Raw genomic sequence first — 22,026 nt, 5'->3', positions numbered from 1 at the left:
GTGCTGGACGACGTGCCCAGCGCCGAGGACGTCGGCGCCGAGCTGGGCGAGGGCGTCTACGACGCCATCACCGGCAACGTGATGACCGACGGCGAGACCCCGGACGCCGAGGGGGCCGACACTGCGCGGGTGACCGAAGTGGTGGTCGGCGACGATGCCCCGGTGGCGGTGCCCGCAAGCGGCACGGTCGAGGTGGCCGGCGAGTACGGGGTGCTGACCATCGCCGCCGACGGCAGCTACAGCTATGTGCGCAACGCCGGCACCCCGGGCGGGGTGAGCGACGTCTTCACCTACACCCTGACCGATGCCGACGGCGACAGCGACACCGCCACCCTGACCATCGCCATTGCCGATGCCGGGGTCAGCATCGACGACCTGATCCCGGAAGGGGCCGAGGCCAGCCTCGTGGTCAATGAGGCCCACCTGGCGGTGGGCAGCGACCCGACGCCGGATGCCCTGACCCAGACCGGCAGTTTTACCATCAGCGCGCCGGACGGTGTGAAGAGCCTGAGCGTGGGCGGTGAATCCATTGTCCAGGACGGCGCGGTGGCGGACACGCTGCCGACGATCACCACCGACGCCGGCAACGTGCTGGCCATCACCGGCTACACCGACAACGGTGACGGCACCTACACGGTGAGCTACAGCTACACGCTGAACGGCGCCAAGGATCACTCCGACCCGGCAGAAGACGCCTCACTGGATCAGCAGTTCCTGGTTGAACTGGAAGACATGGACGGTGATACGGCCACGGGCAACCTGGTCGTCACGGTGCTGGATGACATCCCAGTATCGGACGTACGGAATGTCATTTTTCAGAACGGTGGTGACTTCTCGTTTGTAGGGACTGCCGTTCAGATGGGGGCTGACCAAGAAGGTGCGGAGGTGATCTGGACTCAGGCACCAGAAGGACTTTTCTATCAGGGGGCTTTACTCCAGTATGACGGAGTGGGTACCAATACGCTGGTCGCTTACGTCGGAGAAGGTGATGAGCGGATCGATGTTTTCAAGCTCGTTGGAAACTCTGATGGCAGCTACGTTTACGAGCAGTTCCAGCCCATCGACCTGGTTACTACGGAAATTCGGGACTTCACAGCCGGTGATTTCAATGAGGCTGGTGGACCTGAGCCGAACATCTATATTCTGGAGGATGGTTCGATAACACGCACCGAGCCGGGGGCGGGGAGCCCTTGGGCTGTGGAAATATCAGGTATCGGTGGTTCTGGAGGAAATGCTGATCAGATAAACTCCAATGCCAATGGCTTTGGCGTTGGAAACCCTTCCTTCGACAAAGGGGAATCTATCACCTTCGATTTTGACCTGGCGGCCGAAAGTGGTGGAGTGGACCTCTTTTCTTCCGCGAGCATCAAGTTCTCGGCGACATCCGGAATCGTCATGGATTACGTCGTAACCTATTCCGATGGCTCTAAGGCGATTGGCACCTTCACTCAAGGAGACTTGATTAATCAGGCAATGTCATTCGATGCGCCCAGCGGCCTGTTCCTTGATTCAATAGAGCTTTATAACCAAGGGTCGGGAACTCAGATCACCGGTTTTGGCGTTTCCCAGATCGTTGAGCTGATCGATGAGGGCCTGCCATTCGACATCGGCTTTGAAGCGATCGATGGCGATGGTGATATGCAAGGTGGCGTAATTGATTTCTTCGCCGAGCCCGGTCAGACACTGGATGCCTCGGGGACGCTGGACGGTGTCATTCTGGTGGGCAGCGAAGCTGATAACGAGCTGATAGGTGGTGCCGGCGACGACATCCTCACCGGCGGGGCCGGCGACGACATCCTCTACGGGGGACTGGGCGATGACGTGTTCAAATGGAACTTCGGTGACCAGGGCGAGGAGGATGCCGCGGCCACCGATGTCGTCAAGGACTTCGGCACCGGGGAGAATGTCCTGGATATCGCCGATCTGCTGCAGGGCATGGACGAGGGAGCAGATCTCGCCAGCTACCTCCATGCTACCGAGGAGGGTGGCAATACGCTCCTGCACATCAGCACCGGGGGCAACCTGGCCGTCGATGGCTCCGGGGTCTCCGGCGCCGATCAGGTAATCGTTCTGGAAGGCATCGGGTACAGCGCGGATATCATTCAGCAGCTCATGGCTGACGGTCAGCTGCAGATCGACTGATAGCGACATGCCTGACAACCAGCGCCCGGCCTTGCCGGGCGCTTTTCTTGATGCCGGCCTCATGCGTCCAACGCGGCTCTGCCCTATGATGGCAGGCAAGAGGCTTCAGCGGAGACACCCCATGTACATCAAGCGCAACGACGATGGCCACATCGAGCTGGTCAGTCGCGAGGCGACGCCGGACTGCAAGGAGTTCCTGGCCGCGGATTCCCCGGAGTTGCTGGCCTTCCTGATGGAGGGCGAGGGCGGTGAAGGGGCTGCGCATTTCCATGCCTCGGACCTGGCCTTCGTCCGCGTGCTGGAGGACGTGATCGAGCTGCTCATGGACAAGGGGGTGATCAGCTTCACCGACCTGCCCGAGGCGGCGCAGCAGAAGGTCATGGAGCGTCAGTCGCTGCGTCGCCGGCTCAATGGCCTGAACCTGGTGTCGGGCTCGGACGACGAGAGTGGCGGGGTGATCTAGGCGAAGGCCGCGAGCCTAGCGCCTGGCGCTGTCTGAGTACCGGTGTGATTCGCTGCCGGCCCGCCTCCTCAGGCGGGCTTGTCGTGCTGGCGTACGCCGGGGCCGGTGACGCCATCGAGGCCCAGCTCGAACAGCACCCGGGTCTCCGCGACGCTGTCGACCCCCTCGGCGATGGCCAGTATGCCTAGCGAGTGGCAGAGCGTGGCCATGCCGCGCAGGATGGTCTGCTGCTCGGCACTGGTATCGACCCCCTTGACCAGGGAGTCATCGATCTTGAGGTAGGCGAGCCCCAGGTCGTGCAGGTCGGCGATGTGGTTGAACTCGGCGCCTACGTGCTCCAGGCCGATCCGGCAACCGAGCGGCTGCAGCTCGCGACACAGGCTGCGGAAGCCCGCCAGGTTGTGAATCGCCATCGATTCGGGCAGTTCCAGCCAGAGCTTCTCGGCGGCTTCGGGGTGTGAGCGGAGCAGGGCGCGCAGGTCCAGCACGAAGCGCGAGTCGCGGATCGAGGCCGGCGACAGGTTGATGCCGACCGGCTTGCCCCGCTGGGCGATGTCCTTGATCGCGGCGCGGGCCACCGCCAGGTCCAGTTCGGTATCGAGTTCCAGGCGCGAGATCCAGGGCAGGAAGACCCCCGCCGGCCGCCACTCCCCTTTCAGGCGCAGCCGGGCAGGGCACTCGTGGTGCAGCAGCCTGTCCTGGGTGTCGAGCACCGGGTAGTGGCCCAGGTAGACGCCCTGTTCCATGGCCTGGTGGAGGGCATCCCGCCAGTCGGCATGGCTGGCGTAGAGGGTCTCGCGCGCGGCGCCCTGGGCGATGGACTGGCCGTGGTCGCCCTTGGCCTCGGCGCCGGCCAGGGCGCCGTCCAGGCTCGCCAGCAGTTCGTTGCGGTGGTCGCCCTGGGCGTAGTCGATCAACGCCGAGGGCAGGCCGAGCGTCAACGACTTCTCCTCCTCCTGCAGGGTCTGGAGTCGCTGCGAGAGCTCGTGGCCGAGCTCCTCCAGGTCGCCGCTGCCCGGCAGCAGGAGGGCGAAGTCGCTGCCGTTCAGGCGCCCGACCAGGCCGCCGCCGCGTACCTTGCCGAGCTGGTCGAGGCTGTGGGCCAGGTCCTTGAGCAGGGCGTCGGTGCGTGGGCGCCCCAGGCGCTGGTTCACCTCGGTGAGCCGCGCGAGGCGCACCATGGCCAGGCTGCCGCTGGCCCGGTGGCCGTTGCTCTCCAGGCTGGCCCGCAGCTGGGCGAGGAAGGCGTCGCGGTCCAGCACGCCGGTCACCGGGTCGTGCTGCAGGCGGCGGCGCAACAGGTCGAGCTTTTCGCTCTCCTGGCTCAGCATCTCCCGCACCGCCCCCGACAGCTGGTTCATGGCCTGCACCACCTCGCGCAGTTCCCGGGTACGGGGCTCCTTGGAGGTGGTGAAGCGCCGGACGCCGATGTCGCGGGCCTGGGCGACCACCGAGTGGAGCGGCTGGCGGATGGTGCGCACGATCCACCAGGCCATCAGCAGGCTGATCGCGCCGGCCACGGCGAACCAGCCCGCCAGGTTCCGGGCGCTATGCCACAGTGAACGGTAAGCGAAGCTGTGGTGGCTCTGCAGGGTCAGGGTGCCGTACTGGCGCCAGCCGTCCTGCACCACCGCCTGGCCGTGCGGGACCTCGAAACGCACCAGGTCGACGAACCAGCCGGGCAGGTCCCCGATGTGTTCGCCGCTCTCGCGCCGCTCGAGAATCTCGCCATCCGGGGCGCGCAGCTCGATCAGCCGATAGTGGCCGGTGTCGAACTGGGCCGCCATCAGCAGCTCGATGGTGACCGGGTCCTTGTCGAGCTGGCTCATCGACAGCGCCAGGGCATTGGCGTTGTCGGCGTTCTTGATGCGCACTTCCTGCTCGATGTAATGCCGACTGGTGCTCACACCGATGAACAGGCTGCCGACGAAGGCCAGCAGCAGCAGTACCACGATGGTCAGCCAGAGCTGCTTGATGAGCGACATCTCGGTGTTCCCCCCATGGGTTCAAGACCCGAATCAGATGAATCCCTGCTGTTGCATGCGGTCGATCACGTTGCGCCAGCGCGACAGCCGAGCCAGCGGGTCGGCCCGCGACTCGGTGGAGCCACCGGCCCAGAGCCCGCTGCTGTTGAAGCTGAACAAGGGATCGAGGTCGGTACGCTGCGAGGCCGGGGTGATCGTTGGCACCAGGTTGTCGAGCACCAGCGGCTCGGCGGCGGGTGTCTCGTAGTAGCCCAGCACCATGTGGGCCTGGGTGATCCGGCTGCGGCCGATGCGCGCGCGGACATAGATCATGCGCAGCTGGGCGCCGGGCACGCCCAGTTGCTTGAGGGTCACGTACTTGGCGATGGAGTAGTCCTCGCAATCGCCCTGGCCCTGGCCCATGGTCTCCAGCGGCGTGGCCCAGAAATCCTCGTGCCCCCAGTTGTCGATGTCATCCACCCAGCGCACGCGGCGATTGAAGAAGTCGTTGACGTCGCGGAGCTGGGTGCGGAGCTCCGCCCCGGCGAGGCGATCGAGCAGCGCGAACCACTCCTCGAGCACGGCCAGCCCGCGCGGGCCGTAGAGGCGCTGCATGTTCTCGCGCAGTCGCGGCGGGTCCAGGCTGGCCCCGACGCGCGATGCCTGAAGCCCCAGGCCGGCGGCCAGCGCCAGGCAGCCCAGGCTCGCCAGGAAGCGGCGGCGCCCGGGCGAGGCGAGGGTCCTGTGGCGAGGCTTGGGCATCGTGACTCGAGAAAAGATGAGCGATCGCTCAAGTTTAGGGGGATGAACTCTCTAATGCGAGGGGAATGGGGAATCTGCTACCAACGGAACTACGCTTAGTCTGAAAACTGCCTGCGCTCGGTCATACGGCGTTAAAAATCGGCTCAAAGTACTCATTTACACTGCGTAAACTCGCGTGCGAGCCCAGTCCGCCTTCTCGCGATTTTTGCCTTGTCTGACCATCGCTCGGCGACTTTTCGGCCAAAGCTCAGCCCTTGCCCGGGCCCTTCCAGACCCGCAATCGGCCGACCCACGCGAGGCCGCGCGCCGCCTGGCGCAGCTCGTCGGCGGCCTCGTCGAGGCTCTGGCCATGGGGCAGTTCGTTGACATAGATCGACACGTCCACCTGATTGTCCAGGTAGTGCAGGTCGAGCGCCACCCGGGCGTTCCAGACCCGAATCTCGCCCCAGATACCGTCGAGCATCCCCTCGACGTCGCCGCGCAGCGGCATGCCGGGGCGCAGGCTGTGCTCGGTCTCGCCGGAGTCGTCCTCCGGGTCGATATGGAACGTCACGTCGGAGAGGTTGGGGAAGGCCTCACGCAGTCGGCGGCTGACCTCGTTGCCGATCTCGTGGGCCTCGGAGACCGTGACCCGCGGGGGCACCACGATATGCAGGTCGAGCAGCGCCTGGCTGCCCAGGGTGCGCGTGCGCAGGTCGTGCACGCCGTTGACGCCGGGCACCCGCTCGGCGATCTGCTGCATCCGGTCACGCTCCTCCGCCGGCAGGGCGGTATCGATCAGCTCCTGGCTCGACTCCCACAGCAGGCGGCCGCCCACCTGGCCGACCATCACCCCGACCACGGTCGCCGCCACCGCGTCCATCCAGCCGGCCCCGAACTGGGCGGCCACCAGGCCGATCAGCACCACCACGGTGGACAGGGCATCCGAGCGGGAGTGCCAGGCGTTGGCCTCGAGCAGGCGCGACTTGACCCGTTTGGCCACGCGCAGGGTGTAGCGGAAGATCCACTCCTTGGCGAGCAGGGCCACCACCGCGATGCCGATGGCCCACAGGCCGGGCGCGGGAATGGGGTCGCCGCCGATCAGCCGGGACAGGCTGGCCCAGGCGATACCGCCGGCGACGAAGATCAGCACGCTGCCGAGCCACAGGGTGGCCAGGGTCTCGATGCGGCCGTGGCCGTAGGGATGGTTGCTGTCGGGTTCCTGGCGACCGAAGTGGGTCGCCGTGATCACGAAGACGTCGGTGACGATGTCCGAGAAGGAGTGGATGCCGTCGGCCACCAGGGCCGCCGAACCGACCATGAAGCCGGTGACCATCTTCGCCACCCCGACCACGAAGTCGATCAGCGCCCCGATCAGCGTGACCTTGTGGGCCTCGCGGGTCTGGGCGCCGCGATCCGTCGGCAGGGAGTGGTGAGGTGCGTGGGAGTGGCCCATGGTGGTCATCATCCGGTTGATATGGGAGACCGGCAGCGCCGGGCCAGGCATCGGCCACCTTGGCGGCCTCCACCGGGGCGCCTGCGGCGCCAATCGCTCGGCGGAGCCAAGCTCCCACAGGGGCGGGGATCTGCCTCCCTGTAGGAGCCACGCTCTGCGGGGCGATGCGGCGCGAAGCGGCGCCAGAGGGCGGCCGGCTAGTCGCCTACTCTGCCCGCCCGGTTGCGCACCGGGTTGGCGTACTGGGCCAGCCACCACTCGCGCAGCTCGGCCGGCACCTGCTGCAGCCTGGCCTGGAAGGTCGCCCTGTCGGCATCGGTGACCTCCGAGAGGTCGAGCAGTTCCGGGGCATCGCCCAGCGTTTCCAGGGCCAGGTAGTGGCTGGGGAAGAGGTGGTAGCCCTCGAGCACCTGGCGGTCGATCTCCGCGGCCACCTCATCGGCGCTGTCGAAGTCCGCCGGCAGCGGCGAGCCGAAGCGCAGGTGCACCCGCCCCTTGTGGCCGGTGATGCCGGCGACGATCGACATGATGTCCTCGAACTCGCCCTTCTCGTAGTTGCCGCAGGCGTGCACGGCATGCAGCTCGCGGGCCTTCTGCACGTCGCAGGGGTCGTACTCGTAGCTGATCGACACCGGTACCAGGCGCAGCTCGCGGATCGCCTCGCCGACCGGCAGGTCGCGGTCTCGCGAACGTCGCGACATGGTCATCATCTTGATGATGGCGGGATCGGTGCGATCGATGCCGTCCTTGGCGCGGCCTTCCCGCTGGGCCATCCAGATCGAGTGATTGTCCGCGAGGATGGAGTGGTGAATATAGGCGGACAGGTTGTGGTACGCCGCCAGCATGGCGCGCTTGCCGCGGGCACTGCGCGGCACGATGAAGCTCTTGTTCAGCCGCATCAGGTCGGTGACATAGGGCTTCTTGAGCAGGTTGTCGCCGATGGCGATGCGCACCGTGTCGCGCCCGGCGAGATACAGCGCATAGTTGACGAAGGCCGGGTCGAGCGAGATGTCGCGGTGGTTGCCGATGAACAGGTAGGCGGTGTCATGGTCGAGCGCCTCCAGCCCATCGACCCGGAAGTCGTCGGTGGTGGTGCGGATCATGCGCTCCATGTAGCCGGCGATGCGCTGCTGGAAGTCGCGCACGCTGGTCACGTCGCGCACCTCGCGGCGGATCACGATGCTGGCCAGTGTCTGCGACAGGCGCGGCATGAAGCGCGACAGCCGCGGCAGCCGAAAGCGGGTCAGGGCATCCAGCAGCTCGGGATCGTGGGCCAGGCGCGCCAGCACCTCGGCGACCTCGTCGTCGTGATAGGGGCGAATCTCGGCCCAAGGATCGGCCTGCTGCTCGTCGGTTCGGGGTTCGGTCATGCGCTTGTGGTGGTGGTTGTCGGGAACATGGTCGGGCGTGTCGCCATTGGGGAGATCGCCGGACACGGTCATGCGACCCTCTGGTCGCTCGTGGTGCCGGCCTCGCCACCGAGCCAGCCGATCAGCCGATCGACGTTCTCGCCGAGTGCCTGCGACATCAGCAGGAAGTCGGTCTCCAGGCGCACCAGGGCATCGTCGCCGTCGTCGCTGTTGGTGGCCTCGTCGACCAGCGCATCGCCGAAGCGCAGCGACTTGAGGGCGAGGTCGTCGTGCAGCACGAAGCTTAACCGGCCTTCGATCTCCAGTGCCAGCTTGCTCGCCTGGCGGCCGCTCTCCAGCAGCCGCTGGATCTCGTCGCTGTCGAGGTCGACCTGGCGGGCGCGCAGCACGCCGTCGTCGCCCTTGGCCTTGAGCTCCACCTGGTCGCCCAGCACCATGTCGGCCGGGCGCTCGCCGGGCTCGACCAGCCAGCCGGTCATCGCCCGCATCGGCAGGGTCTGGCTCGAGAGCGGGGTGACCTTGAGGCTGCCCAGGGTCTCGCGCAGCAGGTCCAGCACCTCCTCGGCACGCTTGCGTGAACTCGAGTTCACGCCGATCAGGCCCCGGCGGGTATCCCACCACAGGTCGACCTTCTGGGTGCGCACGAAGGCCCGCGGCAGCAGCTCCTCATAGACCTGCTCCTTGATCCCGAGCTTCTCCTGGCGGCGCAGCTTGCGCCCCTCGCGGGCCTCGAGTTCGGCGCTGCGCTCCTCGACCTCCTCGCGCACCACCGAGGCGGGCAGCAGGCGTTCCTGGCGCAGGGCGGTGATCAGCCGCTGGCCCTGCAGCTCATGGAGCAGCTGGGTGCCGGCGCGGCCGGCGGGGGCACACCAGCCCAGGCGGCGCGGCTCGCTGCCGCCCAGGGGGCGAAACGCCTGCTCGGACAGGGCGGCTTCCAGGGCGGCCGCGTCGAGCGCCGGCGCGCCGTGCAGACGGTATAGGTGCAAGTGCTTGAACCACATGACGCATTTCTCGAGCGAAAAGGAGGCACATTATGGACAAAGGGAGGCGGGGGTGCCAGTGAAAGCCCGCACTCCCCGAGCTGCCTTTGCGCGGCCCACGGTGATATGATGTGAGGCTGTTGTGGTGCCCCCCGCCGAGGCGGGCCGCGGCGCCAACCCGTTGCAGTGCAAAGGATTCGACGACCCATGGGTGACATCGCCAGAGAGATTCTGCCAGTCAACATCGAGGACGAACTCAAGCAGTCGTACCTCGATTACGCGATGAGCGTGATCATCGGCCGTGCGCTGCCCGACGTGCGCGATGGCCTCAAGCCGGTCCACCGGCGCGTGCTGTTCGCCATGCACGAGCTCGGCAACGACTGGAACAAGGCCTACAAGAAGTCCGCCCGTGTGGTGGGCGATGTCATCGGTAAGTATCACCCCCACGGTGACAGTGCCGTCTATGACACCATCGTGCGCATGGCCCAGGACTTCTCCATGCGCCACGTGCTGGTCGACGGCCAGGGCAACTTCGGCTCCATCGACGGCGACAGCGCCGCCGCCATGCGTTACACCGAGGTGCGCATGGCCCGGCTCGCCCACGAGCTGCTCGCCGACCTCGAGAAGGACACCGTCGACTGGGTCGACAACTACGACGGCACCGAACGCATTCCCGACGTGCTGCCGACCAAGGTGCCCAACCTGCTGATCAACGGCTCCTCGGGCATCGCCGTGGGCATGGCGACCAATATTCCGCCGCACAACATGGTCGAGGTGATCAACGCCTGCCTGGCACTGATCGACGACTACACCCTCAGCGTCGACGACCTGATGGCGCATATCCCCGGGCCCGACTTCCCCACCGGGGGCATCATCAACGGTCGCGCCGGGATCCTCGAGGCCTACCGCACCGGGCGGGGCAGGGTCTATGTGCGTGCCTGCCACACCATCGAGCACGACGACAAGAGCGGCCGCGACCACATCATCGTCAGCGAGCTGCCCTACCAGGTGAACAAGGCGCGGCTGATCGAGAAGATCGCCGAGCTGGTCAAGGACAAGAAGATCGAGGGCATCGCCGAGCTGCGCGACGAGTCCGACAAGGACGGCCTGCGCGTGGTGATCGAGGTCAAGCGCGGCGAGAGCGGCGAGGTGGTGGTCAACAACCTCTTCGCCCAGACCCAGTTGCAGAACGTCTTCGGCATCAACATGGTCGCCATCGAGGACGGCCAGCCGAAGATCATGAACCTCAAGGAGATCCTCGAGGCCTTCATCCGCCACCGCCGCGAGGTGGTGACCCGGCGCACCCTGTTCGAGCTGAAGAAGGCCCGCGAGCGTGGCCATATCCTCGAGGGCCTGACCGTCGCCATCTCCAACATCGACGAGGTGATCGAGCTGATCAAGGCCTCGCCGAATGCCGCCGAGGCCAAGGAGAAGCTGCTGGCCCGCACCTGGCCGCCGGGGCAGGTCACCGGCATGCTCGAGCGCGCCGGCGCCACCTCCTGCAAGCCCGAGGAGCTCGAGGAGGGCTTCGGTCTCGATCAGGCCGGCAGCCAGTACCGCCTCTCGCCGGCCCAGGCCCAGGCCATCCTCGAGCTGCGCCTGCACCGCCTGACCGGCCTCGAGACCGAGAAGCTGCTCGACGAGTACCTGAAGATCCTCGAGCAGATCGCCGAGCTCACCGCCATCCTGGCCTCCGCCGACCGCCTGCTCGAGGTGATCCGCGAGGAGCTGACCGCCGTGCGCGACCAGTTCGGCGACCCGCGCCGCACCGAGATCCAGGCCAGCCACCTCGACCTGCGCCTCGAGGACCTGATCGCCGAGGAGGACATGGTGGTCACCGTGTCGCGCTCGGGCTACGCCAAGACCCAGCCGCTCTCCGACTACCAGGCCCAGCGTCGTGGCGGCCGCGGCAAGTCCGCCACCGCCATGAAGGACGAGGACGTCATCGAGCACCTGCTGGTGGCCTCGACCCACGACACCGTGCTGCTGTTCTCCAACAAGGGCAAGGTCTACTGGCTCAAGGTCTACGAGATGCCCAACGCCAGCCGCGGCTCCCGCGGCAAGCCGCTGGTCAACCTGCTGCCGCTCGACGAGGGCGAGGCGATCAACGCCATCCTGCCGGTGCGCGACTACGACCCCGAGAGCTACATCTTCTTCGCCACCTCCCGCGGCACCGTCAAGCGCACCAGCCTCGAGCAGTTCTCGCGGCCGCGCAGCGTCGGCCTGATCGCCATCGACCTGGAGGAGGGCGACCGCCTGGTGGGCGCCGCCATCACCAGCGGCACCGACCACGTCATGCTGCTGTCGTCCAACGGCAAGGCGATCCGCTTCGAGGAAGGCAACGTGCGTGCCATGGGCCGTACCGCCCGCGGCGTGCGCGGCATGCGCCTGCTCGACGACGCCGAGGTGATCAGCCTGATCATTCCCCAGAGCCAGCAGATCGACGCCGAGGCCGATCTCGAGGCCGAGGACGAGGAGGGCACCGCCCTCCCGGCCGGCAACGGCAATGGAAACGGCAACGGCGGCCAGATCTACATCCTCACCGCCAGCGAGAACGGCTACGGCAAGCGTACCCGCCTGGAGGAGTTCCCGCTGCGCGGCCGCGGCGGCCAGGGCGTCATCGCCATGCAGACCAGCGAGCGCAACGGCTCGCTGGTCGCCGCCATGCAGGTCTACTCCTCTGATGAGATGATGCTGATCACCGACCGCGGCACCCTGGTGCGCACCCGCGTCGACGAGGTCTCGATCACCTCGCGCAACACCCAGGGCGTGATGCTGATCCGCCTGGGCAACGACGAGAAGCTGGTCAAGACCGTGCGCGTCGACGAGCCGGAGGACATCGACGACGTGGTCGATGCCGAAGGCGAGGGCGACGGCGAGGCGGGCCCCGAGGGCACCGAAGAATAGAATGGGGTCAGACCCCTCGGAATACTTTGGGGTCAGACCCCACAGGATGCTTAGGAATACGACGCTGATGACACGCCATTACAACTTCTGCGCCGGCCCGGCCGCGCTGCCCGCCACGGTGCTGGAACGGGCCCGCGAGGAGCTGCTCGACTACCGCGGGCGCGGGCTCTCGGTGATGGAGATGAGCCATCGTGCCGAGGAGTACCTCGCCATCGCCGAACAGGCCGAGGCCGACCTGCGCGAGCTGCTGGCCATTCCGGCCAACTACAGGGTGCTGTTCACCCAGGGCGGGGCCACCCTGCAGTTCGCCGCGGTGCCCTACAACCTGCTCGGCGCCGGCGGCACGGCCAACTTCCTCTACACCGGCATCTGGGGCAAGAAGGCGATCGGTGAGGCGCGCCATCTGTTCGGGAGCGCCCATATCGCCGCCAGCAGCGAGGAGAGCGGCCACAGCGCCGTGCCGCGGCCGTCGGACATCGCCCTCTCGGCCGACGCCGCCTACCTGCACTACACCGCCAACGAGACCATCGGCGGGCTGGAGTTCGACTACATCCCCGAGGCGGTACGCCCCGACGGCAGCGAGGTGCCGCTGGTCTGCGACATGTCCTCGTCGATCCTCTCGGGTCCGCTGGACGTGTCCAGGTTCGGGGTCATCTACGCCGGCGCCCAGAAGAACATCGGCCCCGCCGGCCTGGTGGTGGTGATCGTGCGCGACGACCTGCTCGAGCGCGCCCGGCCCGACATGCCTTCGCTGTTCGGCTACAAGGCGCTGAGCGATGCCGGTTCCATGATCAACACCCCGGCCACCTACAGCTGGTACCTGGCCGGCCTGGTGTTCCAGTGGCTGAAGGAGGACATCGGTGGCCTGGCCGCCATGGACGCCATCAACGCCCGCAAGGCCGAGAAGCTCTATGCGGCCATCGACGGCAGCGGCCTCTACGCCAACCCGATCGTGCTGCGCAACCGCTCGCGCATGAACGTGCCCTTCGTGCTCGCCGACGACCGCCTCGACAAGCCGTTCCTGGCCGAGGCCGAAGCGGCCGGCCTGCTCAACCTCCAGGGCCACCGCAGCGTCGGCGGCATGCGCGCCAGCCTCTACAACGCCGTGCCCGAGGAAGCCGTGGACGCGCTGATCGCCTTCATGGCCGATTTCGAGCAGCGGCGGGGGTAGGGTGGAGACACTGCCGGGGCGCCTGCGGCGCCAATCGCTCGGCGCAGCCAAGCTCCACCAGGCAGGGAATCTACCTCCCTGTGGGAGCCACGCTTCGCGGGGCGATGGCGGCGCGAAGCGGCGCTGGGCAGTCATCCACCAGGTTAGAGGCCGCCGCCGGGGCGCCTACGGCGCCAATCGCTCGGCGGAGCCAAGCTCCCACAGGGGGCGCGGGATCGGATCTCGGCACTGGATGGATGACTGGACACCAAACGATAACTCAGGGGACAACGCATGACCGACACCCCCATCGATCTCGAGGCGCTGCGGCAGCGCATCGATGAGCTGGATGGCGATATCCTGCGGCTGATTAGCGAGCGCGCGGCCTGCGCCCAGCGGGTCGCCCAGGTCAAGACCGCCGAGGACCCCCAGGCGGTCTTCTATCGCCCCGAGCGCGAGGCCCAGGTGCTGCGCCGGATCATGGCGCTCAACCAGGGCCCGCTCGACAGCGAGGAGATGGCGCGGCTGTTCCGCGAGATCATGTCCGCCTGCCTGGCGCTGGAGCAGCCGATCAAGGTGGCCTATCTCGGCCCCGAGGGCACCTTCACCCAGCAGGCCGCGCTCAAGCACTTCGGCGAGAGCGCCCAGAGCATGCCCATGGCCGCCATCGACGAGGTGTTCCGCGAGGTCGAGGCGGGGGCGGTCAACTACGGCGTGGTGCCGGTGGAGAACTCCACCGAGGGCGTGGTCAACCACACCCTCGACTCCTTCATGGACTCCTCGATGCGCATCTGCGGCGAGGTGGTGCTGCGCATCCATCACCACCTGCTGGTGGCCGAGACCACCCGCCAGGACAAGGTCTCGCGGATCTACTCGCACCCGCAGTCCTTCGCCCAGTGCCGCAAGTGGCTCGATGCCCACTTTCCCCATGCCGAGCGGGTGCCGGTGTCGTCCAACGCCGAGGCCGCGCGCCTGGTCAAGACCGAGTGGCACAGTGCGGCCATCGCCGGCGACATGGCCGCCAAGCTCTACGGCCTGACCCGGCTCGCCGAGAAGATCGAGGACCGCCCGGACAACTCCACGCGCTTCCTGATCATCGGCTACCAGGACGTGCCCATGTCCGGCGAGGACAAGACCTCCATCGTCGTCGCCATGCGCAACCAGCCCGGTGCCCTGCACGACCTGCTCGAGCCCTTCCATCGCCACCAGATCGACCTGACGCGCCTGGAGACCCGGCCGTCGCGTACCGGGGTGTGGAACTACGTCTTCTTCATCGACTTCAAGGGCCACCGCGATGAACCCCGGGTCGCCGCCGTGCTGGAGGAAGTCCAGCTGCGTGCCGCCGAGGTCAAGGTGCTCGGCTCCTACCCGGTGGGCGTGCTCTAGGCATGCGCAAGAGGTGGGGCATGAAGGTCAATGAATCGCGGATCCTGATCGTCGGCCTGGGGCTGATCGGCGGCTCGCTCGCCGCGGCCCTTCGGGCGAGTGGCTACGGTCGTCGCGATAGCGACGATGCCGGCGGGGGCGGGCCGGTGAAGAGAGCCGAAATCGTCGCCTGCGACCCCAACCCGGACGAGATCGCCCTGGGCATCGAGAGGGGCCTGATCGACCGCGGCGACACCCGGCTCGCGCCGCTGGTCGAGGGCGCCTCGCTGATCGTGCTGGCGGTGCCGGTGCTGGCCATGGCGGGCGTGATGCGCGAGCTGGCCGGGTGTCTCGGCACGGCCGCGCCGAACGTGGTGATCACCGACGTGGGCAGCACCAAGGCCGCCATCCGCGACTGCGCGGTCGACGCCTTCGGCCGGTTGCCCGCCAACCTGGTGCTCGGCCATCCCATCGCCGGCTCCGAGAAGAGCGGCGTGGCCGCCGCCGACCCGCGCCTCTACGCCAACCACAAGGTGATCCTCACCCCCGAGCCGGACACCGACCCCGCGGCCCTGGCCCGGGTGCGGGCGCTGTGGGCGGCCTGCGACGCCGAGGTGCTGGAGATGGACGTGGCGCGCCACGACCAGGTGCTCGCCCGCACCAGCCACCTGCCGCACCTGCTGGCCTTCTCGCTGGTCGATACCCTGGCGCGCCAGGACGAGCGGCTCGACATCTTCCGCTACGCCGCCGGCGGCTTTCGCGACTTCACCCGCATCGCCGGCAGCGACCCGGTGATGTGGCGCGACATCTTCGTCGCCAACCGCGATGCCGTGCTCGCCTCGCTCGACGACTTCGAGGCCGGCGTGGCGCGGCTCAGGCGTGCCGTCGAGGCCGGCGACACCGATGCCATGCTGGCGATCTTCGACCGCGCCAGCCATGCGCGACACTATTTCGACTCCCTGCTCAACCAGACCAGTTATCAGGCGGAATACCAGATGCAAGCACAAGGCAAGAAGCTGCGCTACCGGGTCGCCCCCGGCGGCGGCGTCACCGGCCGGATCCGCGTGCCCGGCGACAAGTCGATCTCCCACCGCTCGATCATGCTCGGTGCGCTCGCCGAGGGCGTCACCGAGGTCAAGGGCTTCCTCGAGGGCGAGGACAGCCTGGCCACCCTGCAGGCCTTCCGCGAGATGGGCGTGGCCATCGAGGGCCCGCACCAGGGCCGGGTGACCATCCACGGGGTCGGCATGCACGGCCTCCAGGCGCCCGCCGGGCCCCTCTACGTGGGCAACGCCGGCACCGCCATGCGGCTGTTCGCCGGGCTGCTGGCCGGCCAGGCCTTCGACACCGAGCTCACCGGCGACGCCTCGCTGACCAAGCGCCCCATGGGCCGGGTGGCCGACCCGCTGCGCCTGATGGGCGCCGAGATCGAGACCGCCGAGGGCGGCCGCCCGCCGCTCAGGATCAAGGGCGGCAAGACGCTCACCGGCATCCGCTACGACATGCCCATGGCCAGCGCCCAGGTGAAGTCCTGCCTGCTGCTCGCCGGGCTCTACGCCGAGGGCGAGACCCGGGTGCGCGAGCCGGCACCGACCCGCGACCACACCGAGCGCATGCTCGCCGGCTTCGGCTATGACGTCGGCCGCGAGGGCGATACCTGCTGGCTGTCGGGCGGCGGCAGGCTCACCAGCGCGCCCATCGACGTGCCCTCCGACATCTCCTCGGCGACCTTCTTCCTGGTCGCCGCGGCGATCACCCCGGGCTCGGACCTGGTGCTCGAGCACGTCGGCATCAACCCGACCCGCATCGGCGTGATCAACATCCTCACGCTGATGGGCGCCGACCTGCGCCTCGCGAACGAGCGCGAGGTGGGCGGCGAGCCGGTGGCCGACCTGCACATCCGCTACGCCCCGCTCAGGGGCATCGAGATCCCCGTCGACCAGGTGCCGCTGGCCATCGACGAGTTTCCGGCGCTGTTCGTCGCCGCCGCCAACGCCGAAGGCACGACCCGGCTGCGGGAGGCCTCCGAGCTGCGCGTCAAGGAGTCCGACCGGCTGCAGGCCATGGCCGACGGCCTCACCGCCCTGGGGGTCGAGAACACCCTGTATCCGGACGGCATCGATATCGTCGGCAGTGGAGACGACGGCGTGAGCTACGGCGGCGGCCGGATCGACAGCCTGGGCGATCACCGCATCGCGATGGCCTTCGCCGTGGCCGCGCTGCGCGCCGGCGGCGAGATCGTCATCGACGACTGCGCCAACGTCGCCACCTCCTTCCCGGGCTTCATCGACCTGGCGCGCCGGGTCGGCATGAGCCTCGCGGAGGAGCAGGCCAACGGGGAGGGCGCATGAGCACGACTCCCTCGCCGAACGCGGCCCCGGTCGTCACCATCGACGGACCCGGCGGGGCCGGCAAGGGCACCATCAGCCGGCTGATCGCCGAGCGGCTCGGCTGGCACCTGCTCGACTCCGGCGCCCTCTATCGCCTCACCGCCCTGGCCGCCGCCAAGCACGAGGTCGCCCTGGACGACGAGGCCACCCTGGCCGAGGTGGCGCGCGACCTCGACGTGGTCTTCGTCGCCGAGGGCGAGGCCACCACCGTGCTGCTGGAAGGGCGCGACGCCACCACCACCATCCGCACCGAGCAGATCGGCGACGCGGCCTCCCAGGTCGCCGCGCTGCCGGCGGTGCGCCAGGCGCTGCTGCAGCGTCAGCGCGACTTCCAGCAGGCCCCCGGCTTGGTCGCCGACGGCCGCGACATGGGCACCGTGGTATTCGTGGATGCGCCGCTGAAGATCTTCCTCACCGCCAGTGCCGAGGAGCGCGCCCGGCGGCGCCACCTCCAGTTGCAGGAGGCCGGGGTGAATGCTAATCTATCGAGTCTTTTGAAGGAGATTCAGGCACGCGATGCGCGCGACATGCAGCGCAGCGTGGCACCGCTCAAGCCGGCCGATGACGCCATCACGCTTGACACCACGCGCCTGACGATACCGGAAGTGGTGGATCGGCTGACGGAGCTGCTGACCGAACGCGGTCTGGCAACCGCCACCTGACACTCCCTTGCGGCGCCTCCGGCAGGATGTGATGACGTGGTCCGGCACTTCGACTTTCCGTGAGCCTGGCCAGGTCGAACCAGCGTTAACATCTCCGGAGGCATGGTGAATAAGGCCCGCACTCGCTGGTGGTGCGGAGAAGGCGGCAACGCCGTACTCAACGTTGATCACGTAGGAACATCATGAGCGAAAGCTTTGCTGAACTGTTTGAACAATCTCTCCAGGACATCAACATGGAGCCGGGCGCCATCGTCGCGGCTACCGTCGTCGACATCGATGGTGACTGGGTCACCGTCAATGCCGGCCTGAAGTCGGAAGGTCAGATCCCCGCGGCGCAGTTCCGCGACGACAACGGCGAGCTGAACATCGCCGTCGGCGACGAGGTCCACGTCGCCCTGGAAGCCGTCGAGGACGGTTTCGGCGAGACCCGCCTGTCCCGCGAGAAGGCCAAGCGTGCCGAAGCGTGGAAGATTCTGGAAGCGGCCTTCGAAAAGGACGAGATCGTCAAGGGCGTGATCAACGGCAAGGTCAAGGGCGGCTTCACCGTCGACGTCGACTCCATCCGTGCTTTCCTCCCGGGTTCCCTGGTCGACGTGCGTCCGGTGCGCGACACCACGCACCTCGAGAACAAGGAACTCGACTTCAAGGTCATCAAGCTCGACCCGAAGCGCAACAACGTCGTCGTGTCCCGCCGCGCCGTGCTCGAGGCCGAGAACAGCGCCGAGCGTGAGGCCCTGCTCGCCACCCTGCAGGAAGGCCAGCAGATCACCGGTATCGTCAAGAACCTCACCGACTACGGCGCCTTCGTCGACCTCGGTGGCGTCGACGGCCTGCTGCACATCACCGACATGGCCTGGAAGCGCATCAAGCACCCGAGCGAGATCGTCGCCGTGGGCGACGAGATCAACGTCAAGGTGCTCAAGTTCGACCGCGAGCGCAACCGCGTCTCCCTGGGCCTGAAGCAGCTGGGCGAGGATCCCTGGGTCAACATCAAGGATCGCTACCCGGAAGGCACCAAGGTGCACGCCACCGTCACCAACCTCACCGACTACGGCTGCTTCGCCGAGCTGGAAGAGGGTGTCGAGGGCCTGGTCCACGTCTCCGAGATGGACTGGACCAACAAGAACATCCACCCGTCCAAGGTGGTGCAGGTCGGCGACGATGTCGACGTCATGATCCTCGACATCGACGAGGAGCGTCGTCGTATCTCCCTGGGTATCAAGCAGTGCACCGCCAACCCGTGGGAGACCTTCAACGCCGAGTACAACAAGGGCGACCGTGTCTCCGGTACCATCAAGTCGATCACCGACTTCGGTATCTTCATCGGCCTGGAAGGCGGCATCGATGGCCTGGTGCACCTCTCCGACATCTCCTGGACCGAGACCGGCGAAGAGGCCGTGCGCCAGTTCAAGAAGGGCGACGAGGCCGAGGCCGTGATCCTCTCCATCGATCCGGAGCGTGAGCGCATCTCGCTGGGCGTCAAGCAGCTCGATACCGACCCGGTCGCCGAGTTCCTGGCCGTCAACGACAAGGGCACCATCGTCACCGGCCGCGTGGTCGAGGTCGATGCCAAGGAAGCCCACGTCGAGCTGGCGACCGATGTCATCGCCGTGCTCAAGGCCTCCGAGATCAGCGCCGACCGTGTCGAGGACGCCCGCAACGTCCTCAACGAAGGCGACAGTGTCGAGGCCCGCATCATCGGTGTCGATCGCAAGAACCGTGCGATCAACCTCTCCATCAAGGCCAAGGAGCAGGACGACACCCGCCAGAACCTCAAGAAGCTGCGCGAAGAGAGCCCCGAGAGCGGTGGTCCGACCACCATCGGCGACCTCATCAAGCAGCAGATGGGTCAGGACTGAGCAGCGGGCGCGGCAGCCAGGCGCACGCCGGCTTCCGGTTCATTTGCCAGCCATGAGAAACGCCGCCCCTCCGGGGCGGCGTTTTTTTGCGTGCCATTTTATCGCCGTGGTTAAATCGTGCACTTGTGGCGATGGTTTCATCATTAACGCTACTTCGAGTGAAACGCCCCTAGGATAAGTTTTCCTTGATATACATGACTTGATTCTTGATATTAAACACGTCCGACTCCACACTATTGTCATGAACCAATCAAGCGTTCATAATCGCTCTCGCATCCTGAAACCCGTAGAAGGAAGATCTATATGTCACTGCTCAGCGAATACATGCAGATGGAACAGCAGCTCAAGCAACTCCAGGACAACATGGAGAAGCTGCAGAACGACAAGCGCCTCAAGGCCGAACTCGAGTTCAAGGAAAAACTCGAGGCGCTGATGCGTGAGTTCGACAAGAGCGCCGCCGATGTGATTTCCCTGCTCGATCCCAAGTCTGCCAAGACTGCCGCACCGAAGGCCGCGGTGGCCGGTGGTCGTCGCAAGCGCAAGCTGAAGATCTACAAGAACCCCAAGACCGGTGAAGTCGTCGAGACTCGCGGTGGTAATCAGAAGACCCTCAAGGCCTGGAAGGACGAGCACGGCAACGACACCGTCGAGTCCTGGCTGGTGCGCGTCGAGGAGTGATCCTCCGCCCCGCCCGTAATGAGTCAGCGCCGCCCATGAGGCGGCGCTGTCGTGTCAGCTCGTGGCGTCGCCGGGTTCCAGCAGTGGCAGTTGAAGCTCCAGACCCGCCGGCGTATGCAGCAGGCGGGCGGCCTCGCCATTGAGGTGCTCGCCCCGCTGGGGCAGCGAGTGGCCGACCAGGAAGTGTATGGCCTCGGGCAGTTGCGCCATGTCGCTGATGGTGACGCAGGCACAGCGCCTGGCCGGCAGTTCGATCAGGCGGAAGGGCAGCGGCAGGGCCATGTCGGTGGTGGTGCCATGGGCCACCTGAACGCCGAGGTCGGTGCGCGGCATGTCGCTGGCCAGGGGCTGGTCGTGAAGGATGGCGATGGGCGTGGCCTCGCCCAGGCGGTTGGGCAGCATGTCGTTGCCCTCCAGGTGCTGCCGCCACTCGCTGGGCGCATCGATCGCCGTGCTCGGCGCGTAGCGCCGGGTCACGACGGCTTCCCGCGGGGGGGTGCGGCGAAGCTCGACGGGAAAGGCCTGAGCCGCGCCCGGCTCGGCCTTGCGCAGTTGCAGCCGCTCGGCCCGGCGGTAGTCGCGTGGCGAACGCCGGTAACGGCGCTGGAAGGCGCGACTGAACGCCGAGTGGTTGCGATACCCGCATCGCTCGGCGATCTGCCTGATGCCATGGGGAGTGTGCACCAGCAGCCGGGCGGCCTTCTCGAGGCGCAGCATGTCGCGGTAGGCGCCGGGTGACATGCCGAAGCTCTGGCGGAAGCGGCGCCGGATCTGGGAGGAGGAGTAGCCGAGTCGCCGGGCCAGATCCTCGATGCCCAACTGGCTCTCCAGGGTTTCCTGCAGCCAGATCTCTGCTCGCATCATTTCGTTGAACATTGCCTGGCCTTATCCCTTGAGATGACGTTCCCGGGCCGGCCTCATGCCGAGCCCGCCGACAGGTATCCCCCGCCTGTCGCAGTTCGCAAGGGCCCCGAACGGCTATGCGCCGGCAGCCGGTCCCGGGGCCGTTGCCTTCTTCCATTTCATTAGTTCTTTATGCTTGTTGTAGCGGACCAAAGGCAAGTTCGAGGCTGCGTGATGATCGATTGGGCACATTACGGCAGCCGCGGAGCCGACGCTGGTGGCCGCTGATGACTGGCGCGAACCGCCGCGTGGGGAGAATGCCACTTCGCCACGAGCGCCAATGGCGGTATACTCAGGGTAGTTCATCATGCGTGAGCGTCGACCCAGAGTCCTCCCCACCCCGTCGGCCTCCTGACACCACTGGTAGCGAATGAAACAGCAGACTTTTCGAAAGCCCATGGACGAGCGCGAGAAATTGCGCAAGTTCCGCGAACTCGACGACGCCTTCGCCGAAGCGCTTCGTGAGCTCGAAAGCCCCGACAGCAAGCTCGATATTCCCACCGGGCCGCCGGTCCGCTCCCTGGAAGAGCGGGAGCAGGACGACGAAGAGACCCGCCAGCAGGCCTTCGAGCAGCGCCTCAAGACGCTGATGAGCGAATACGCTCAACCCGCCGAGAGCGTCAGCCACCTCTTGCAGACGCTGAAGTCCCTGGGACATATCGCCTGACACGCGTTAGCCAGCCACCCGGTGCCGCATCCCCCCTGTGGGAACGCAGAGTTTCTGCGCGATTGGCGCCGCAGGCGCCCCGGCGGTGGCCGCTGGCGCGGCCGATAGCCACCATCGCCCCTGTGGGAGCTTGGCTCCGCCGAGCGATTGGCGCCGATAGGCGCCCCGGCGGATGCCGCCAGCGTGGCCGATACCCACCATCCCCTGTGGGAGCTTGGCTCCGCCGAGCGATTGGCGCCGCAGGCGCCTTGGCGGATGCCGCCAGCGTGGCCGATACCCACCATTCCCTGTGGGAGCTTGGCTGCGCCGAGCGATTGGCGCCGATAGGC

16 protein-coding genes are annotated in these 22,026 nt (G+C 67.0%); 10 read left to right on the top strand and 6 right to left on the bottom strand.

The genetic code is table 11. The features are described from left to right. Positions 1–2,142, top strand: a 2,142-nt coding sequence (locus C1H66_RS06515) for a type I secretion C-terminal target domain-containing protein (protein WP_146010689.1), incomplete at its 5' end; no start/stop codon positions are given. A gap of 121 nt (positions 2,143–2,263) precedes the next feature. Then, positions 2,264–2,605: a tryptophan synthase subunit beta like protein gene (locus C1H66_RS06510; RefSeq protein ID WP_102627090.1), complete on the top strand. Its 342-nt coding sequence runs from the start codon at positions 2,264–2,266 to the stop codon at positions 2,603–2,605. A gap of 68 nt (positions 2,606–2,673) precedes the next feature. Here C1H66_RS06510 and C1H66_RS06505 read toward each other — a convergent pair whose 3' ends face one another. The 5 genes from C1H66_RS06505 to C1H66_RS06485 form a co-directional block, all read right to left on the bottom strand. After that, on the bottom strand, positions 2,674–4,590 hold the full coding sequence (locus tag C1H66_RS06505) for an EAL domain-containing protein (RefSeq protein ID WP_102627089.1): 1,917 nt from the start codon (positions 4,588–4,590) through the stop codon (positions 2,674–2,676). A gap of 33 nt (positions 4,591–4,623) precedes the next feature. Beyond that, the gene (locus tag C1H66_RS06500; RefSeq protein ID WP_102627088.1) at positions 4,624–5,331 is read right to left on the bottom strand and encodes a transglutaminase-like cysteine peptidase; all 708 of its coding nucleotides are present in this window, start codon (positions 5,329–5,331) and stop codon (positions 4,624–4,626) included. 247 nt (positions 5,332–5,578) lie between these two features. Beyond that, on the bottom strand, positions 5,579–6,766 hold the full coding sequence (locus C1H66_RS06495; protein WP_102627093.1) for a cation diffusion facilitator family transporter: 1,188 nt from the start codon (positions 6,764–6,766) through the stop codon (positions 5,579–5,581). A gap of 197 nt (positions 6,767–6,963) precedes the next feature. Beyond that, entirely contained in the window at positions 6,964–8,136 is a 1,173-nt protein-coding gene (locus C1H66_RS06490) for a 1-acyl-sn-glycerol-3-phosphate acyltransferase (RefSeq protein ID WP_102627092.1), read from the bottom strand. A gap of 68 nt (positions 8,137–8,204) precedes the next feature. Continuing rightward, entirely contained in the window at positions 8,205–9,137 is a 933-nt protein-coding gene (locus tag C1H66_RS06485) for a recombination-associated protein RdgC (protein ID WP_102627087.1), read from the bottom strand. Between the two features lie 186 nt (positions 9,138–9,323). Between C1H66_RS06485 and gyrA the strand changes: the two genes are divergently transcribed. From gyrA to C1H66_RS06450, 7 genes are all read left to right on the top strand, one after another. Beyond that, a complete protein-coding gene (gene gyrA, locus C1H66_RS06480; RefSeq protein WP_102627086.1) occupies positions 9,324–12,023 on the top strand; it encodes a DNA gyrase subunit A in 2,700 nt (899 codons plus the stop codon). A 67-nt stretch (positions 12,024–12,090) separates the two neighbouring features. Beyond that, positions 12,091–13,194 carry a 3-phosphoserine/phosphohydroxythreonine transaminase gene (gene serC, locus C1H66_RS06475; RefSeq protein ID WP_102627085.1) on the top strand — a complete coding sequence of 368 codons (1,104 nt, stop codon included), beginning with the start codon at positions 12,091–12,093 and terminating at the stop codon, positions 13,192–13,194. Positions 13,195–13,467: 273 nt separating this feature from the next. Further along, positions 13,468–14,559, top strand: coding sequence for a prephenate dehydratase (gene pheA, locus C1H66_RS06470; RefSeq protein ID WP_102627084.1), 1,092 nt, complete (start codon positions 13,468–13,470; stop codon positions 14,557–14,559). Positions 14,560–14,579: 20 nt separating this feature from the next. Beyond that, positions 14,580–16,889 (top strand): bifunctional prephenate dehydrogenase/3-phosphoshikimate 1-carboxyvinyltransferase, encoded by a 2,310-nt coding sequence (locus C1H66_RS06465; RefSeq protein ID WP_102627083.1) that lies wholly within the window; start codon positions 14,580–14,582, stop codon positions 16,887–16,889. Next, on the top strand, positions 16,886–17,590 hold the full coding sequence (gene cmk, locus C1H66_RS06460; protein ID WP_102627082.1) for a (d)CMP kinase: 705 nt from the start codon (positions 16,886–16,888) through the stop codon (positions 17,588–17,590). Before C1H66_RS06465 ends, cmk begins: the two co-directional genes overlap by 4 nt. Before the next feature lie 182 nt (positions 17,591–17,772). Continuing rightward, positions 17,773–19,449 carry a 30S ribosomal protein S1 gene (rpsA, locus tag C1H66_RS06455; RefSeq protein ID WP_102627081.1) on the top strand — a complete coding sequence of 559 codons (1,677 nt, stop codon included), beginning with the start codon at positions 17,773–17,775 and terminating at the stop codon, positions 19,447–19,449. Positions 19,450–19,752: 303 nt separating this feature from the next. Beyond that, positions 19,753–20,127, top strand: a complete 375-nt coding sequence (locus C1H66_RS06450) for a histone-like nucleoid-structuring protein, MvaT/MvaU family (protein WP_102627080.1) — start codon at positions 19,753–19,755, stop codon at positions 20,125–20,127. A 54-nt stretch (positions 20,128–20,181) separates the two neighbouring features. Here the strand turns inward: C1H66_RS06450 and C1H66_RS06445 are convergent, their stop codons facing one another. Beyond that, positions 20,182–21,003 carry a helix-turn-helix domain-containing protein gene (locus tag C1H66_RS06445; protein ID WP_102627079.1) on the bottom strand — a complete coding sequence of 274 codons (822 nt, stop codon included), beginning with the start codon at positions 21,001–21,003 and terminating at the stop codon, positions 20,182–20,184. Between the two features lie 424 nt (positions 21,004–21,427). On the opposite strand from C1H66_RS06445, the gene C1H66_RS06440 reads away from it, so the two are divergent. Continuing rightward, positions 21,428–21,697 carry a hypothetical protein gene (locus C1H66_RS06440; protein ID WP_102627078.1) on the top strand — a complete coding sequence of 90 codons (270 nt, stop codon included), beginning with the start codon at positions 21,428–21,430 and terminating at the stop codon, positions 21,695–21,697. Positions 21,698–22,026: the final 329 nt, after the last annotated feature.

The organism is Halomonas heilongjiangensis, assembly GCF_002879645.1.
In the GTDB taxonomy this organism is placed as follows: Bacteria; Pseudomonadota; Gammaproteobacteria; order Pseudomonadales; family Halomonadaceae; genus Halomonas; species Halomonas heilongjiangensis.
Note: the sequence above shows the minus strand (reverse complement) of the source record. Positions and strands in the feature narration are given on the sequence as shown.